Annotated in this window: 11 protein-coding genes; all 11 read left to right on the top strand. The window is 56.3% G+C overall.

All coding sequences use genetic code 11. From position 1 onward, the window contains the following. Window positions 1–90: 90 nt before the first annotated feature. Window positions 91–1629: a transcription termination factor Rho gene (gene rho / locus VH413_00555; protein ID HEX3797160.1), complete on the top strand. Its 1539-nt coding sequence runs from the start codon at window positions 91–93 to the stop codon at window positions 1627–1629. Window positions 1630–1824: 195 nt separating this feature from the next. Next, window positions 1825–2928 (top strand): hypothetical protein, encoded by a 1104-nt coding sequence (locus VH413_00550; GenBank protein HEX3797159.1) that lies wholly within the window; start codon window positions 1825–1827, stop codon window positions 2926–2928. Next, on the top strand, window positions 2921–4483 hold the full coding sequence (locus VH413_00545) for a cytochrome c biogenesis protein ResB (protein ID HEX3797158.1): 1563 nt from the start codon (window positions 2921–2923) through the stop codon (window positions 4481–4483). Before VH413_00550 ends, VH413_00545 begins: the two co-directional genes overlap by 8 nt. Then, on the top strand, window positions 4480–6525 hold the full coding sequence (gene ccsA / locus VH413_00540) for a cytochrome c biogenesis protein CcsA (protein HEX3797157.1): 2046 nt from the start codon (window positions 4480–4482) through the stop codon (window positions 6523–6525). The genes VH413_00545 and ccsA overlap by 4 nt, the downstream gene beginning before the upstream one ends. Window positions 6526–6819: 294 nt before the next feature. Next, window positions 6820–9726: a PVC-type heme-binding CxxCH protein gene (locus tag VH413_00535; GenBank protein ID HEX3797156.1), complete on the top strand. Its 2907-nt coding sequence runs from the start codon at window positions 6820–6822 to the stop codon at window positions 9724–9726. A 195-nt stretch (window positions 9727–9921) separates the two neighbouring features. Next, window positions 9922–10422: a transcription antitermination factor NusB gene (gene nusB, locus VH413_00530; protein HEX3797155.1), complete on the top strand. Its 501-nt coding sequence runs from the start codon at window positions 9922–9924 to the stop codon at window positions 10420–10422. 44 nt (window positions 10423–10466) lie between these two features. Beyond that, on the top strand, window positions 10467–11327 hold the full coding sequence (locus VH413_00525; protein HEX3797154.1) for a PHP domain-containing protein: 861 nt from the start codon (window positions 10467–10469) through the stop codon (window positions 11325–11327). Between the two features lies 1 nt (window position 11328). Further along, entirely contained in the window at window positions 11329–12237 is a 909-nt protein-coding gene (gene ftsY / locus VH413_00520; protein ID HEX3797153.1) for a signal recognition particle-docking protein FtsY, read from the top strand. A gap of 163 nt (window positions 12238–12400) precedes the next feature. Continuing rightward, a complete protein-coding gene (locus tag VH413_00515) occupies window positions 12401–13657 on the top strand; it encodes an efflux RND transporter periplasmic adaptor subunit (GenBank protein HEX3797152.1) in 1257 nt (418 codons plus the stop codon). A gap of 20 nt (window positions 13658–13677) precedes the next feature. Continuing rightward, window positions 13678–16815: an efflux RND transporter permease subunit gene (locus VH413_00510; protein HEX3797151.1), complete on the top strand. Its 3138-nt coding sequence runs from the start codon at window positions 13678–13680 to the stop codon at window positions 16813–16815. Window positions 16816–16834: 19 nt separating this feature from the next. Beyond that, a complete protein-coding gene (locus VH413_00505; GenBank protein HEX3797150.1) occupies window positions 16835–18121 on the top strand; it encodes a TolC family protein in 1287 nt (428 codons plus the stop codon). Window positions 18122–18161: the final 40 nt, after the last annotated feature.

Below are 18161 nucleotides of genomic sequence, written 5' to 3'. Positions count from 1 at the left end.
TCTGGGTCGTCCAACCCGTCGTCGCGAAGGAGTGATTGGAAAGGTTGTCTCCACATCGCGGCGAATTTAACAAATTACATTTTAAAGTTTATGGCTAAAGTCAGTGCAAAGAAGGCCGCGAAGCCCAAAGTTCCGGGCAAGCTCAAGGCGGCCGGAAGAATTCCTCCCGACGGTCTCCCATTTGATGGTGATGGCGCGCCGGTGGACGGCGTCGGTTCCACTCCCGTTTCCGATCCCGAACCTCCGCAGCCGCCGTCGCAGCCCGCGCCCATGAAGCTCGAACCTCCCACGCGGCCGGTCGAGGCTCATGACGAAGACGAGCGTGATGAACCTGCGCGTCCCCCCGGCAAGCGCGACGTCATCGCCACTTCGCTGAATATCGCGAAGCTCCAGGCGATGACCATGTCCGACCTGAACCAGATGGCGAAGGATTTGGGCGTGGAAAATTTCGGCACGATGCGCAAGCACGAAGTCATTTTTCATATCCTGCAAAAAAATGCCGAGCGCAGCGGTGTCCTCTTCTCCGAGGGCGTGCTGGAAGTGCTTACGGAAGGTTTCGGATTTTTGCGGTCGCAGAGTTTCAATTACCTGCCGTGCCCGGAAGACATTTACGTTTCGCCTTCGCAAATCCGCCGTTTCGATTTGCAGACGGGCAACCTGGTCGCCGGGCAAATCCGTCCGCCCAAGGACAAGGAGCGTTTTTTCGCGCTGCTGAAAGTTGAAGCGGTTGACACGGAAGAACCGGACAAGGCCAAGGACAAGACGCATTTTGATAATTTGACGCCGCTGTTTCCGAATCGCCGTTTTATTTTGGAGACGCAGCCGGACGAATTATCCACGCGCGTGCTGGATCTCGTTTGTCCGATCGGCAAAGGCACTCGCGGATTGATCGTCGCGCCGCCGCGCACGGGCAAGACGGTTTTGATGCAGAAGCTCGCCAATGCGATTTTGAAAAACGATCCCGGCGCGTATCTATTCATTCTGCTGATTGACGAACGCCCCGAGGAAGTGACGGACATGGAGCGGAGTTGCAAGCCCGCGGAAGTGATCAGTTCGACCTTCGACGAACCGCCCGAACGCCATGTGCAGGTCGCGGAAATGGTCATCGAAAAAGCCAAGCGCATGGTCGAGCACAAACGCGATGTCGTCATCCTGCTCGATTCTATTACGCGTCTCGCGCGCGCCTATAACACGGTGCAGCCGCACTCGGGAAAAATTCTTTCCGGCGGTGTGGACGCAAACGCGCTGCACAAACCCAAGCGCTTTTTTGGCGCGGCCCGCAATATTGAAGAAGGCGGTTCGCTCACGATCATTGCGACGGCGCTCGTGGACACCGGTTCGCGCATGGATGAAGTTATCTTTGAAGAGTTCAAGGGCACCGGCAACATGGAAGTGCATCTCGACCGCCATTTGGTGGACCGCCGCATTTTCCCTTCGATCAACATCGAGCTTTCCGGCACGCGCAAAGAGGAATTGCTCTATCACCCGGACGAGTACAACAAAGTCGTTGTCCTGCGCCGCGCGCTCACGGGCGTGCCGCCGGTTGAAGCGATGGAATTGATGCTCAATAAGCTCAAGAAAACCGGCAGCAATATTGAGTTCCTGCTGGGCATGGGGCCGGTGGGTTAATCGGCCAGTCGCCGCGAGTGGCGACCAATGCAATGTCAATGAAGCCGCCTTTGAATGAATTCGAGGCGGCTTTATTTTTTGATGCGCAATTATTACCCGCCATCCTTCGCTTGAACAAAACCTCTTTCCATTCAGTCCAAATTTGTATTAGATATTCTGAAACAGTTGTCGGTCAGCAAAACGTAACAAGCTAAAGTGAATTTTCTGTCTTCCGTTGCCAACCCAACATCGCTCTCGCGGTGTCTCTCCATCCTTGTTTTATTGGCAATGCTCGGCGCGGGTTGCCATCGCGAGGAAATCAGCGTGGTTCGTGTTCCGAAAGTTGCCGAGCCGCCTGCGCCGTCGCCGATCCGGTTCCAGTTACCTTCCGGCTGGACGGAAGTGCCGGCGGCGAAAATGAGCGTCGCGCTTTTTTCCATCGCCGATCATAAAGCCGAATTGTCGGTGATGTCTTTTCCCGGCGAAGGCGCGAGCCAGCTTAGCTTGATCAATGTCGTCCGCGATACTTCCGGCTTGCCGCCGTTGAGCGATGCCGAACTGGCGAAGCTTACGGAACCCGTCACGGTCGGCGATGCCAAAGGTTCGCTGGTCAATTTGACGGGTTCGACCACCGGTAATTCAACTTCTTCCAATGAAGTGCTCGTGGCGGTGGTTCCGCACGAGGGCACGACCTGGTTTTTCAAACTCATCGGCAATGCGCAAACTGTCGCGGCGCAGAAACCGGCGATGATTGATTTTCTGAAATCGGTTTCGTTCGTGAGCGGCGCGGAAATTCCTTCGCCGCACGTCGAGATGTCCAGCGCGGGTGACACGGGGCAAATGCCGCAAGATAACACCGGCGCCGCGCCGGTAAATATTCCATCACCGGAACCGGACAAACCGGCATGGATCGTTCCCACCGGCTGGCACGAAGCCGAGACTCCACAGTTCGTGCTTGCGAAATATGTTGCTAACGGTCCGGACGGTGACGCGAGTGTGACGGTGAGCCAACTGGCGGGCGAGGGCGGCGGATTTTTGATGAACATCAATCGCTGGCGCGGGCAGGTCGGTTTAGCTCCGCTGGGCGATGACGAAACGAGCAAGGCATTCACGCCGCTGGATGTGCCGGGCGGCAAGGCGATGCTGGTGGATGTGAATGGCAAAGGCAAAAACGGCAAAGACACGCGCATCGTCGGAATCATTTGGCCGCGCGATGGGCAGACCTGGTTTTACAAATTGACGGGCGATACGCCGGCGGCGGCGCGCGTCAAAGATGATTTCCTGAAATTCGTGCAATCCGTTCGCTATCCCAATGGTTAATCGCGTCGTCAAATTTCTTTGTTCACTGCGGCTGACCGTGGTGCTGTTGTGCGCCGGGCTGGTGCTGATTTTTGTCGGCACACTCGCGCAGGTGCATGAAGGGCTTTATGCGGCGCAGGTGCGCTATTTCAAAAGCTGGTATATCTGGCGGCCTACCATCGGCGACAGCACCTGGCCGATTTTGCTGCCCGGCGGTTATTTGCTGGGCGGGTTGCTGCTGGTCAATTTGATCGTCGCGCACATCAAGCGGTTTCAATTCACGACGAAAAAAATCGGCATTCAGCTTATCCATCTGGGATTGATTTTGCTGCTGCTCGGGCAGTTGCTGACGGATTTGCTCGCGCGCGAAAGTTCCATGAAATTGTTCGAGGGCACGACGCGCAATTACTCCGAGGATTTTCGCGCGAATGAACTGGTGATGGTGGATTCATCCGACCCCAAGAGCGACCAGATTGTTTCGATTCCCGAATCATTGCTCGCGCGCAAGGGCGAAATCCAAAATGCCGCGCTGCCCGTGACGATTCGCGTGAAAAATTACTGGCCGAATTGCGATGTCGAAGAAATGCCGCCGCCGATGGCGGTTCCTGTGGCGGCGGATCATGGCGCGTACACGAATTTTTCGCTGCTGGCGTTGCCGGAAACGGCGGGTGACAACGATGCGGTGCGCTCGGCGGCGCTGGTGGAAATTGTTTCCGGCGGAAAAACTTTCGGAACGTATTTAGTGCCGAGCAAGGAACAAAGCCCGCAAACATTTTCGCTGGATGGCAAACAATATTCGCTTTCGTTTTTGTTCGCGCCGATGATGGGTGGTAATTTGCTGGCGGTTTCGCTGGCGGGCGATATGGGCGGCGCGAGCATGGCTACGTTTCCCGAAGATGTCCTGGTGAAGAAGGGGGAATTGAAGGACGAGAAATTGCCGTTCACGATTCGCGTGAAAAACTATTGGGCGAAGTGCCAGTTATTTAGTCGCCCGGGCGGGAACGCGATAGACGTGCATGCAAATCAGGGAATGCTGGCGGGCACGATCGTCACGCCGGAACCAACGGTGACGGATACTGAACGTCGCAATTTTCCCGGCGTGGTGGTCGAGTTGCTTAATAATCAGGGTTCGCTCGGGACGTGGCTGCTGTGGGCGACGCCGGAAAATCCGGGCGAAACCATCAGCGTGGGGAACAAGACTTATCAGATGGCGTTTCAATTCAAGCGCTATTATGAGCCTTACACCATCAGCCTGTTGAAATTCAACCACGACATTTATAAAGGCACGGACATCCCGAAGAATTTTTCCAGCCGCATCCGCCTGGTCAATCCGACGGACAACGAGGACCGTGAGGTGCTGATTAAGATGAACTATCCGTTGCGCTACCGGGGTATCACTTATTATCAGGCAAGTTTTGATGAGAGGATGCCGAAGAAACCGGCGACGGTGTTGCAAGTGGTGAAAAACCCGGGCTGGCTGACGCCTTATCTGGCGTGCATCATGATCGCTTTGGGGTTGATTATCCAGTTCATGTCTCATTTAATTGGATTTGCTGTGAAAAGGAAAAACGCATGAAAATACTCTATAAAGTAATGCCGTGGTTCTTCCTGGCCCTTTTCGCCAGCGAAGTCATCGCCGTACTCGCGCCGAAGCCCGAAGGCATTTATCACGTGCGCGATTTTGGGCGGCTGCCGGTGCTGATGAACGGGCGCGTGCAGCCGTTCGATTCCGTGGCGCGCAATTCGCTGTTGCAGATGCGCAGCACCGCCGACCTGCCGCTGGAAATGGTTCCGTCGTGGGAATTCTGGCATCATCCGAAGAAACTGAAATCCACCGAGTGGTTGCTGGAAGTGATGACGCAGCCGGAACAGGCGGACGAGCGGCCGATATTTTTGATTCATCATCCCGACCTGCTGGGCGAGTTGAAGCTTCAGGATAAGGGCGTGGAAAAATCCGGTTTGCGTTATTACACTTTCAACCAACTCAAACCGCTGCTGCCGGAAATCATGGCGCAGGCGGGCAAAGCGGAAACGGTGGATGATCAGTTGCGCACGCCGTTGCAACGGCAGGTGTTGAAACTGGGAAATGCAGTCGGGCTTTATCAGCGGTTGAAATTCACATTGAACCCGCCGGGACGCGAAGACTTTGCGGCGGACCTGGATTTGATCCAGGCGGCGATTGAGCCGGGTGTCGCGGCGGTGCAAGCGAAAGAGGATGGCAAGACTTATGACAAGGACGCGTTCGACAAAATCACGAGCGTGTTTGGCGAGTTCAAGAATTTGCAGGAAGAACCGGGCGCGGGAACGATGTATCCGCTAATCATTCCGCCGATGCGTCCGGCCGCGGCAAAAGATGACTGGGGCAATCTCGGCACGGGCGTCACGGAATCCATTCAGGCACGCGAAATATTTGCGCCGATGGGTTGGCTGGCGTCGGCTGCCGCCGCGTACCACGATGGCAACCCGGCGGCGTTCAATCAAGCAGTGTCCGATTATACGCAATGGCTCGAAAAAAATCTCCCCGCGGAAATGGCCAAAGGACGCCACGAATTTTTCTATAATGATCTCAAGGCGTTTTTGCATGCGATGATCATGTACATTTTTGCGTTCGTGTTGACGGCGGGTGGGTTGCTGACTTTCGGCGTGGTGCCGGATTTGTCGGAGGCATTTCGCCGCTCGGCGTTTTATTTGATTTTGCTGGCGTGGGTGGTGCATACGTCGGGATTGATTTTCCGCATGGTGCTTGAAGGGCGTCCGCCAGTGACGAATCTTTATTCGTCAGCGATTTTCATCGGCTGGGGCGCGTGCGTGCTGGGACTCGTGCTGGAACGGGTGTATAAGATTGGAATCGGGAATGCGGTGGCGTCGGTGGCGGGATTTGTGACGCTGTTGATCGCGCATAATCTGGCGATTGGCGCGGACACGATGGAGATGATGCGCGCGGTGTTGGACACGAATTTCTGGCTGGCCACGCACGTGGTGATCGTGACGCTGGGTTATGCTTCGACATTTGTGGCGGGTTTGCTGGCGGTGGCTTACATCACGCTCGGCATGTTCACGCCGATTCTTTCGCGGAAAGCCGGAGCGGGCAATGCGGAGGCGGTCGCGCCCAAATCCAAGAAAGTTTCCGCGACTGCGACGCAACCGGACATCGGCAAGGCGCTCGCCAAAATGGTTTATGGCATCGTTTGTTTTGCGACGTTGTTCAGTTTTGTGGGCACGGTGCTGGGCGGAATTTGGGCGGACCAATCGTGGGGACGGTTTTGGGGTTGGGACCCGAAGGAGAATGGCGCGTTGTTGATCGTGATTTGGAACGCGACGATTTTGCATGCGCGCTGGGGCGGCATGGTGCGCGAGCGCGGGCTGATGAACATGGCTATTTTTGGAAATATCGTGACGAGTTTTTCGTGGTTCGGCGTGAATATGCTCGGCATCGGTTTGCATTCGTACGGTTTCATGGACGCGGCGTTTCATTGGCTGATCGCGTTCGTGCTGAGCCAGGTTTTTCTGATCGTGCTCGGCTGCCTGCCGCGCAATATGTGGCGGAGTTTTCGCGAGCCGCTTACGCCGGGGTCCGGATCAGTCCAAGGCGGCAAGCCGATTTCGGCGGCGACTTGATAACGGCGGAAAGTATATTTGTTTGAAGTTCGACCGGTTGCGCGCCGCTTGGACGTGTGATAGCTTCCTGGCATTGAAAGGAGTTGTATTCTTTGACATCGGCCAAGTGGTTTCCACTATGAATGATCACAAAACGCCAGTCCAACCGATCAGGGGCAAGCTCAAGCGGACGATGGTTCGGATAAGTTCGCGTTGGCTCGCTTAAGTGCGGATAAGTGCGGCTATTTATAAAATTATTTGGAGGGGCTTTCGGATTCATGGGGATTTTCCGGCTTTGCCAACGGCAGTTTTTGTATGATGTTATCAATAATGAAGCCCGGCCTGTGCGCAGTAATTTGGTTCATCGCCTGCTTTTTTGCGGTCGCGCAAACTAATACGGCCACGCTTACTAATTCTTCTCGCATCGCTACCAACACCACTGTCGCTTCCACGAATGCTGTCCGCCGAACAGCGGTTATTTCTCCCGGACAGTTGGAAATTGCGAAGGCATTTTATGTTGAGCGCGGGTTTCGTCTTGAACTCGTTGCCGGTGAATCGCTGGTGAGTGAACCGGTGGCGATGACTTTTGACGAGAACGACCGCTTGTTCGTGCTTGAAGCCGGCAAGGCGAGTGAAGGTTCGCTGGGGCGCATCCGTCTTTTATCGGGCGCGGACACCAACGGCGTCTATCACACGAACACGCTCTACGCGACCAACGTGTACAATCCAACCAGCATCCTTTGTTATGGCGGTGGCGTATTCGTGGGGGCGGGCGGGCAAATTTTATATTTGAAAGACACGACGAGCGATGGCGTGGCCGACGTGCGCCGCGAGGTGTTCAAGAGTTTTGGCGAGACCACCAACGGGACGAGCGGCGATGTGACGATCACCGGTTTGGCGTGGGGATTGGACAACCGCATCCACGCCGCGACAGCGGGAACGGGCGGCGATGTGATCTCGAGCAGTTCGCCAATCCAATCCATTATTTTGAGCAATGGAAATTTCGCCTTCGATCCGCGCTCGTTTGTGCTCACGTCCGAGAGCGGTTCCGATCCGTCGGGCATGGCGTTCGACAATACCGGGCATACGTTCGTCAGCAGTCCGGGAAAGCATTTGCAGGCCGTGATGTATCCGGCCAATGCCGCGCGTAATCCGTGGTTTGAAATGCCGCCGCCGGTCGAAAACCTGGCGGGGACCGGTCCCGACAGTTTCATTTATCCGCCCGACCGAAAAAATTTGGTGGCGTTTTATCCCGATGGCGCGACGGCCATGCGCTTTTCGGCGGCGACCAGCCTGGTCATTTATCGGGGCAGCGCGTTTCCGCCGGACTTCTCAGGAGATGCTTTCGAGATTGATACGGGCGGCAATGTCATTCATCGCGATAAACTCAAATCCGACGGAGTCGGATGGATGGCGTCGCGGCCTGACACCGAACTGGATCGGGAATTTTTCGCCGTCAAAGATGAATCGTTTCAACTGCGGTGCATCGCGAATGCGCCGGACGGGACGCTTTACGTCGCCGGGACCGCTCGCGCAAAATTGTCCGCTGGCAAAGCTGGAAAAACCAATTCTCTCGCCGCCGGTGGGCCCGCGCCGGGCCGCATCTATCGCATCGTGCCGCTCAACTTCAAACAACCGCGAGCACCACAACTTGGGAAGGCCACGACAGATTTGCTCGTACTGAACCTGCGGCATCCAAACGGCTGGCAGCGCGATACCGCCGCGCGATTGTTGTTTGAACGGCAGGATCGCACGGCGATTGTTCCACTGATTCGGTTGCTCTTCGACATGACCGTGCCGCCGCTGGCGCGAATGCATGCGTTACGGGCTCTGGACGGCTTGCAAGTCACTGCCGATGGCCGCGCGGGCAAGGCATTGATGGAGCCGCACACCGCCAAGGCACTCAGTGATCCGTACGAAGGCGTGCGCGAACAAGGGGTGTTGACCGCCGCGAGATTCATCGCGCCCAGCGGATTGATCCCTGAGAAATTGTGGGACCAGCTTGCGCCGCTCGCCGCCGATCCGTCGCCGCGCGTGCGTTATCAATTTGCTTTGTTTCTTGCCCAAATCCACCAGACCGAACGCGTGCAAACGCTCGCGCAAATCATCCGCACTGATGTGAAAAGCCGCTGGCTGCAAGCGGCGGTGTTGAGCGGGCTGAATGAGGGCGCGGCGGAGATGTTTAGCGTGCTGGTATCTGATGCGAATTTTCGCAACGACCCGAACGGCCAGGAATTTTTGAAGTCGGTGCTGGGGATTGTTGGCCAGGAAAATCGCCGCGCGGAAGTGAACCAGGTCTTGAACAGCCTGCGAAATGTTCCTGAACCGCAAGTGGCCTTCACGCTCGCGCTGGCGCTCGAAAATTCATTGCAACGCGCGAACGAATCTTTGACTACTGCCGATGCCGGTGGCGTGTTCACCGCGCTTTATATTCGCGCGGAAAATCTCGTGCTCGATATGAACACGGCGGACTCGGCGCGGATAGCGGCGTTGCGTTTGTTGTGCTCGGTCACCAATGTGGACGCGCGCCTGAGTGGCGGGTTGGTGAATGAATGGCCGAGCTTACGACCGCAAGTGCGCAGCGAGGTCATGATGTATTATCTTTCGCGCTACACTCACATGACGGCATTGGTTTCTTCACTTCAGGCAGGTTATATTCCCACAACGGAACTAACGCCGCTGCAGATACGATTTTTGTTCGATTACGATGACAAGCCGGTTCACGAGTCAACGGTCGCGGTGTACGGCAAAGAACCGACGGCTTCACGCGCGGCAGTGGTGAATGAATATCAGACGGCGTTGCGATTGCCGGGCAGCGCCGAACGCGGGCGGAGAATTTATGAGGCGCGTTGCGCGGCGTGCCATCAACTTGCGGGACAGGGAAAACTCATTGGCGTCAGTCTTGATGCGGCATCGCACTTGAGCAAGGAAGTGTTGCTGATAAAGACACTTGATCCGAACCGCGAGGCTAATCCAGCGCATCCTGAAGTTGTCATCGAGACGAGTGATCGCCAGGCGGTCATGGGTTTTATTGCCCGCGAAGATACGCGCAGCACGACGTTGATAGATCCGAACGGCGTCGAGCGCACGGTTGGGCGCGCGAATAATATGGTTCAAAACAGCCTGGGACTTTCCGGCATGCCGTCCGGCCTTCAGGCGGGATTGAGCCAGCAGGACATGGCCGACCTGTTGGAGTTCATCACGACGAACGGAGCGCAATAGCCCGCGAACCGGTCACTGGCGAAACGTGGTGGTCTGGTGTAGGTTCACCGTCGTGACGTTACTGCGCGAAGCGTGGAAGCCGTTAATCGAAAAAAGTTCGGCGCGTCATTGATTTAAACGATGTTCAGCGCGGCAACGGCTGCGGCTTGAAAATTTCCTTTTCCCAAACGGACTTTCTCCGTCATCATTGGATTTATGGGCAAGCGACGTGAGGCGCGCGAACGCGCCGTGCAATTTTTATTTCAGTACGATTTGAATCCAGCCGAAAAGCTGGATGACGCGCTGGACCATTTCTGGAACTCGCAGCGCACCGCGGCAATCGCGGAGGACAAGGCTGACGCCACTTGGGGTGAAAAAGTTGAACTGCCCGCGCCCACGGTCGAAGAGGCGGCGGTGCGGTTGTTCGCCGATCCGCTGATTCGCGGCACATTGGAGCATCGCAGTGAGTCCGATGAACTCATCAAGAAGCACGCGCAGAATTGGGATTTGCACCGCATCGCGGCGGTGGACCGGAATATTTTGCGGCTGGCGATTTTTGAAATGCTGCATCGTGACGACATCCCGCCGGTGGTGAGCATCAACGAAGCGGTGGACATCGCCAAAAAATTTTCCACGCAGGACAGCGGCAAATTCGTCAATGGCATCCTCGACAAGGTGAAGGAAGGCCTCATGCGTCCGGCGCGCATCGTCAAATGAGCCGCGCCCAATGTTCCATCGCCAGCCGCAAACCAAAATTTTAGATGTTCGCTGATCTTCATTTGCACACGAATTTTTCCGACGGCACTTACACGCCGGAGGAATTGGCCGCCGAAGGCAAACGCTATGAACTTGCGGCGATGGCCTTGACCGACCATGACACCGTCGAAGGTTGCGCGCGCATGACCGTGGCTTGCGAGTCGCAGGGCATCGAATTTATTCCGGGAACGGAATTGACCGCCGAAACCAATGGCATCGAACTGCACCTGCTGGGTTATTGCCTTGATCTCGACAATCAAAAATTGCTGACCGAAATAAATCGGTTTCAACTCGTGCGGCAAAATCGCATTCGCGAAATGGTCGAGCGGTTGAACCAATTAAATGTCCCGTTGCAGGCTGAAGCGGTATTTAAGATCGCGAATTGCCGATCGCCCGGGCGTCCGCATGTCGCGCGCGCTTTAGTGCAGGCCGGTTTTTGCGCGAACCTTGACGAAGCCTTTGATCGTTTTTTGAAAATGAATCGCCCCGCGTGGGTTCCGAAAGTGAAGATGTCCGCGACGGATGCGATTGCGCTGGTGCATCAGGCGGGCGGCGTGGCAGTGATGGCGCATCCGGGGCTGAATCGGTCCGACGAAATTATTCCCGATATGGTGGCGAGCGGGTTGGACGGCATCGAATGTTTTCACTCCCGGCATTCTTCCGCGACGGCGAATCATTATTTGCAGATGGCCGATAAATATCATTTGCTCGTGACCGGCGGCTCGGATTGCCACGGCATGAATAAGGGACGTCCGCTTATCGGTTCGATCAAACTGCCGTATCAGCACGTCGTTAAATTGAAAGAAAAAGCGGCTGAGCAGCGGGCGAAATTGGCTGCGTCCGCCGCCGCGCGCGGTTCGCAATAACATGGGCTTCTTCGAAAAATTCAAGGCGGGCCTGCAAAAAACGCAAGCCAAGCTCACACATGAAATCAAACGCATCGTCACGCGTTCGCCGAGGCTGACGTCGGGCGGCATTGAAGAACTTGAAGCGGCATTGATCGCCGCGGATCTCGGCATGGCGATGACGAATCAAATTGTCGCCGCCGTGAAGAAGGCTTACGAAACTCAGGGCGACGCGGGCATGGATGTCTTTGCGATTGCGAGCAGCGAAGTGGAAAAAAGTCTTTCCTCCAGTAACGCAGCGTTGCATCGCGCTCCCGGGTTGACGGTCGTATCGGTCGTCGGCGTGAACGGCACGGGCAAGACGACCACCTCGGCGAAGATGGCGCACATGATTCAACTGCGCGGCGAAACGGCGGTGCTCGCGGCGTGCGATACGTTTCGCGCGGCGGCGATTGAGCAATTAAAATTGTGGGGGCAGCGGTTGAAAGTGCCAGTCGTCGCGGGCGCGGACAAAGCCGATCCCGCTTCGGTCGCGCATGACGCCATCACCGCCGCGACGGCGCGGCACGCGAATTATTTGTTCGTGGACACCGCGGGACGTTTGCATACGAAGCACAATTTGATGCAGGAGTTACAGAAGTTGCATCGCGTCATGGCGAAGCAACTTCCCGGTGCGCCGCACGAGGTTCTTTTGGTGCTCGATGCCACGACCGGCATGAATGCGCTGACGCAGGCGCGCGAATTTCACAAGACGGTGCCGCTGACCGGATTGGTGGTGACGAAGCTCGACGGCACGAGCAAAGGCGGCATGGTGGTGGCGATTCAAAAGGAACTGGGCTTGCCGATTAAATTCATTGGCCTTGGCGAACAGGCGGACGACTTGCAACCGTTTGATGCCAAACAGTACGCGCAGGCGTTGTTTGAAGCATAAGGCTTTCGCCGTCTTCTTCAGTGTGGAACCAATACGCCTTTCGCAAGGGCGGTTTGCCCTTTAAAACGCCAAAATCATTGGACAAATCCCGATTCTGAATCAATTTTAATGTTCGCTTCATCAACCCCTAATGTCCGCTTGGTCGAATGGATAGGGTCTATATATGGAATCGAACAAAGAACCACAGTCAAATCCCGTCCCGCCAAGCGAACCGTTCGTGGACGAGGACGCGCCACCACCGAAGATGTCCCGTCTTTTCAACTGGAGGATCATTACCATTCTGGTGATTGCCGTTGCGTGTCTGCTGCTGCTGACTTCGCGCCACTCCTATACTCGGACCAGCCAATCGGCTGCGCCGGTCAGTGTCGCCGTTGCGCGAGTGGCGCGCGAAAATTTGTCGCAGGCTGAATCGTTCGAGGCGGAGTTCAGGCCGTACCAGGAAATTGATTTGCACGCGAAGGTCGCGGGCTTTGTGCAAAGCATCAACGTGGATATCGGCGACGTGGTCAAGCAAGGCCAACTGCTGGCGACGCTGGAAATTCCCGAGCTTAAAGAAGACATCGAACACGCCCAGGCGCAACAGACGCGCGCGGAAAAACAAATCAAAAGCGCTTCTGCTGCTTACGATGATGCGCATCTTGCTTACACGCGTTTGGGCGAGGTGAACAAATCTCATCCCAATCTCGTGGCTCAACAGGATTTGGATACCGCGTTGGAACGCGACAGCGCCGCGGACGCCACGCTTGCCGCCGCCAAGGAGGAAGTGGCCGTCGCCAAAGCCGAGGTGGACAAGCTCAATGCGAGATTGGATTATTGCAAAATCACTGCGCCATTTGCGGGTGTCATCACCAAACGCTATGCGGACGAAGGCGCGCTGGTGCAGGGTGGTGTTACTCCGAGCGCGACGGCGATGCCGCTGGTGCGCCTCTCGCAAAACGACCGGCTGCGTTTGGATTTTCCGGTTTCGGTTTCCTACGTGGAGAAGATCAGGGTTGGTGATCCAGTGGAAATTCATCTGCCGGCGCTGGGCAAGGATATTTCCGGAAAAATTTCGCGTTTCACCCGCAAGGTGAATTCCGAGACGCGCACGATGGAGGCGGAAGTGGATGTGACCAACGCCGACCTTTCGTTGACGCCGGGAATTTATGCCACGGCGAATCTTACGCTCGATCGCCGCGAGAACGTGCTGGCTGTGCCGATTGGCGCCATCGCCAATCGGAAAGCGCCGACGGTGTTCGTTCTGGACGGCGACAATCAAGTGGAGGAACGCCCGGTCACGCTCGGCTTGGAAACCGCGAATAAAATTGAGGTCGTCGCGGGCCTCAATGAAAATCAACTCGTGATGATTGGCAGCCGCGGCCAAATCAAAGTGGGCCAGAAAGTGCAGCCGAAGGTGGTGGAGTTGGGCGCGGTGCAATAGGGAATCTTACCGGAACCATCATGACAAAATTTGCCCTTCGCTATCCTTATTTCATCATCGTCATTTGCCTGATCACCTGCGTCATTGGAATCACGAGCCTCGTGCGCATGCCGGTGGATTTGTTTCCGGCGGTGAAAATTCCCGTGGTGGTGGTGGCGACATTTTATTCCGGCATGCCGCCGGAACAAATTGAAACCGACATCACCGGGCCATTCGAGCGGTTCTTCACTTTGGGCAGCGGCATCAATCATATCGAGTCGCGCTCGCTGCCGGGCGTGAGTTTGATCAAGGTTTATTTTCAACCCGGCACGGACGCCGATGCGGCGGCCACCACCATCGCGAATCTTGCCGCCGCCGACTTGCGCCGTTTGCCGCCGGGGACTTTGCCGCCGGTGGTGTTGAAGTTCGACGCTTCGAGTTTGCCGGTTTGCCTGATCACATTGAAAGGCGAAGGCATGACCGAGGCGCAACTTCGCGACACTGGCCAATACACCGTGCGCAATCAAATCGCCAGCGTGCCCGGCTCGTCGGTGCCGCAGCCGTTCGGTGGTCGCTACCGGCAAATCATGGTGTATGTGGACCCGCTGAAACTTGAGGCGCATCAACTGAGCGTGATGGACATCGTGCGCGCGGTGAATGATTCCAATTTGATCCTGCCGGCGGGCGACGTGCGCATCGGCACGCGCGATTACAATCTGTATTCCAACAGCCAGGTGCCGGACATGGACGCGCTCAATCATGTGCCGTTGAAAACTGTCGGCAACGCCGCGGTGATGGTGGGCGACGTCGGCCATGCGGTGGACGCTTCGTGGATTCAATACAATGTCGTGCGCGTGGACGGGCAGGATTCGGTTTATCTTCCGATCATGAAGCAGGGCGGCGATGCCAACACCATCTCCGTGGTCAACGGCATCAAGGACGCCATCGCGCATCTCGTGGATCTGCCAAAGGGATTGGTCACGAAAGTGGTGTTCGATCAATCCGTGTTCGTGAAGACGGCGATTGAAAATTTGCTGCATGAAGGCGCGATCGGATTGGTGCTGACGGGATTGATGATTCTGGTTTTTCTGGGAAGCATGCGCGCGACGGTGGCCGTTTTCCTTTCCATTCCGCTTTCGGCACTGGCGGCGTTCATCGCGCTTTACATGGGCGGGAATACGGTGAACTCGATGGTGCTAGGCGGACTCGCCCTGGCATTCTCGCGCTTGATTGATAATTCGGTGGTCGTGCTCGAAAATATTTTCCGGCATCTCGAACATGGCGAGACGCCGGCCGTCGCGGCCGAGAAGGGCGGCGAGGAAGTCGCATTGCCCGTGCTTGCGGCGACGCTCACGACGGTCGTCGTTTTCTTTCCGGTCACATTTCTCTATGGCGCGAGCCGTTATCTTTTCAGCGCGCTTGCGCTTGCGGTGGTGTTGTCCTTGTTTGCGTCGTATTTCGTGGCGATGACGGTCGTGCCACTTTTTTGCGCGAGGTACATCAAGGGCCACGCCGGTCACGGCGCCACGTCCGAAAAACCACGCTCGTGGGGCGGACGTTTCAACGCGTGGTTCAACGATAAATTCAACCGCATGCTGGATGATTATGGGCGCGTGTTGAACCGGTCGTTGTTGCGGCCCGTGGCGACGGTGGTTGGCATCACGGGAATTTTTGTTCTCAGCCTCGCGCTGATGCCGTGGATGGGGCTTTCCTATTTTCCGCGGACTGACCCCGGCCAATTCGTCGTTAATCTAAAAGCGCCCACCGGCACGCGGCTCGAAGTAACAAAGCAACTGGTCGAGAAAGTGGAGAAAGTCGTGCGCGAAGTGGTGAACACGAATGACCTGGATGTGGTCGTTGCGAACATCGGCATCACGCCGGATTTCTCCGCGATCTACACGCCAAACTCGGGACAGCACACCGCCTTCGTGCAAACGAGCCTCAAGGAAGGCCATCGCGTCGGCAGCTATGAATACATGGAACGCGTGCGCAAAAAGTTGAATGTGGAAGTGCCGGAACTCAGCACGTATTTTCAGTCAGGTGGTTTGGTGGATGCGGTGTTGAACCTGGGCTTGCCCGCGCCGATTGATATTCAAGTCCGCGGCTCGAAGCTCGCCGACTCTTACAAGACCGCGCAGGAAATCGCGGCGGAGGTCAAAAAATTGCCGGGCGTAAGCGATGTCTTGATTCCGCAGGACCTGGATTATCCTGCGCTGCAACTCGACGTGGATCGTTATCGCGCGGGTGAACTGGGCTTGTCGTCGAAAGAAGTGATGGACAATGTGGTCACGGCGGTGAATTCCGACGGCATGATCGCGCCGAGCTTTTGGGTGGACCCGCGCAGCGGCAATGAATACATGCTCACGGTGCAATTTCCCGAGAACGAGGTGAAGGATTTGGAAGGCCTGCGCGCCATTCCGATTCGCGGGCCGAAATTCAAAGACGCCACGCGGCTCGATTCGGTGGTGAAGATTCATCAGATTGATTCGCCGACCGAAGTGGACCATTACCAACTGGGCCGCGTGATTGACGTGTATGTTTCGACCAAGGGAGAAGACCTGGGCATAGTGACGCGCGGGATTGATAAGATCATGAAGGACACTCATCTGCCGACCGGTGTGCGCATCAACTTGCGCGGGCAGGTCGAGAGCATGTATGCGTCCTTTCAAAAGTTTGGGTTGGGATTGATTTTGTCCGTGGCGCTGGTTTATTTAATTCTGGTCGCGCAATTCAAATCGTTCGTTGACCCTTCGCTGATTTTGTTGGCGGTTCCGACCGGGCTCACCGGCGCGTTGTTGATCATGCTGCTCACGGGGACGACGCTGAACGTGATGTCGTTGATGGGCGTGGTGATGATGGTGGGCATCGTGGTTTCCAACAGTATTCTCATCGTGGAATTTACTCATCGCCTGCGGGCGGATGGGATGCCGTTGCGTGAAGCGGTAGCCACAGCGTGCCGCGTGCGGTTGCGTCCAGTGCTGATGACTTCGCTGGCGACGCTGATCGGGTTGATTCCCATGGCGGCGAAACTAGGGACGGGTTCGGAAGCTTACGCTCCGCTGGCGCGCGCCATCATCGGCGGACTGGCGGTGTCGGTCGTGTTGACGATGTTCATTGTTCCAGCGGCTTATTTGATTGTGTACCGTAATCGCGATGACAAACCCGAGGCAGGGCATTGAGCGAAAAATGTTTCACGATATGAAAAAACTTTTTTCATTCCTGGCCGTGGTCGCATTGATGATCGGCGGCGCCCGCGCGGAAGAGATGAAGCCGTTCACGCTTCAGCAAGCGCAGGCGGCAGCGATCCAGCATCATCCGCGAATCAGCGAAGCGGAACTGATCGCGCTCGCGGCGAAACAAGTCGTGCGTGAAGCTCAGTCAGCCTATTTTCCTGTGGCGACGGCGAATGCGACCGCCGTGGATTCGACGGCGAGCAATACGCGCATCGCCGCCGGTGGCTTGAATAATCCGCTGATCCTCACGCGCGAAGCCGACGGCGTGAACGTCAGTCAACTCATCACAGATTTTGGCCGTAGCATCAATTTGACGGCGAGTTCCAAATTGCAAGCGCGCGCGCAAGAGCAAAACGCGCTGGCCACACGCGCGGAAATTCTGCTGGCGGTCAACACCGCCTATTTCGAGGCGTTGCAGGCGCAATCCATTCTCACGGTGGCCAAACAAACCGTGTCCACGCGCCAGCTTACCTACGACCAAGTCAGCGAACTCGCGAGCAACAAACTCAAGTCGGGCCTCGACGTGAGTTTCGCCAAGGTGGACCTGGCTTCGAGCAAGCTTTTGCTCGCCAATGCGGGCAACGATTTACAGGCGTCATTCGCCACGCTCTCGAATGTTCTTGGCGAACGCGTGCAGCAAAATTATCTGCTCGTTGACCAACCCGTTACGACGAACACCGTGCCCGCTGATTCTGAACTGGTGCAAACGGCCTTGCGAAATCGCCCAGACATCATCCAACTGCGCTTGCAAAAGGACGCCGCGGGACGTTTCGCGCGCGCGGAGAAAGATTTGCAATATCCGACCGTCAGCGCAATCGGCAGCGCGGGCGTGGTTCCGTTGCATGACGAATCGTTGCGCGCAAATTATGCCGCCGCCGGGGTCAATGTCAGTGTGCCGATTTTCGACGGGATGCTTTTTTCGGCGCGCGAGCGCGAAGCGGAATTGCGCGAACGCGCCAGCGAAGAGGTACTGCGCGATGCCGAGGACAATGTGATTCGCGACGTGCGCATCGCCGGGCTAAATTTGAATTACGCCGCGCAACGGCTGACGCTCACCGAAGAACTGCTCGAAAGCGCCAACGAATCTTTTGAACTGGCACAAGCGCGTTACAAGGTGGGATCAAGTTCCATCGTGGAGTTGAGCCAGGCGCAGTTGAACCAGACGGAGGCTGAGATTGCGCAAGCGAGGGCGAAATATGAGTATCAAACGCGCACCAGTATTTTGAATTTTCAGTTGGGACAAAATCCGTAACTCGTTCGTGCGCGCCAGCTCTGTCTGATTAGTGGTTTGT

Source organism: Verrucomicrobiia bacterium, assembly GCA_036268055.1.
Lineage (GTDB): Bacteria > Verrucomicrobiota > Verrucomicrobiia > Limisphaerales > Pedosphaeraceae > DATAUW01.
This window is presented reverse-complemented; position numbering and strand designations above follow the sequence as displayed.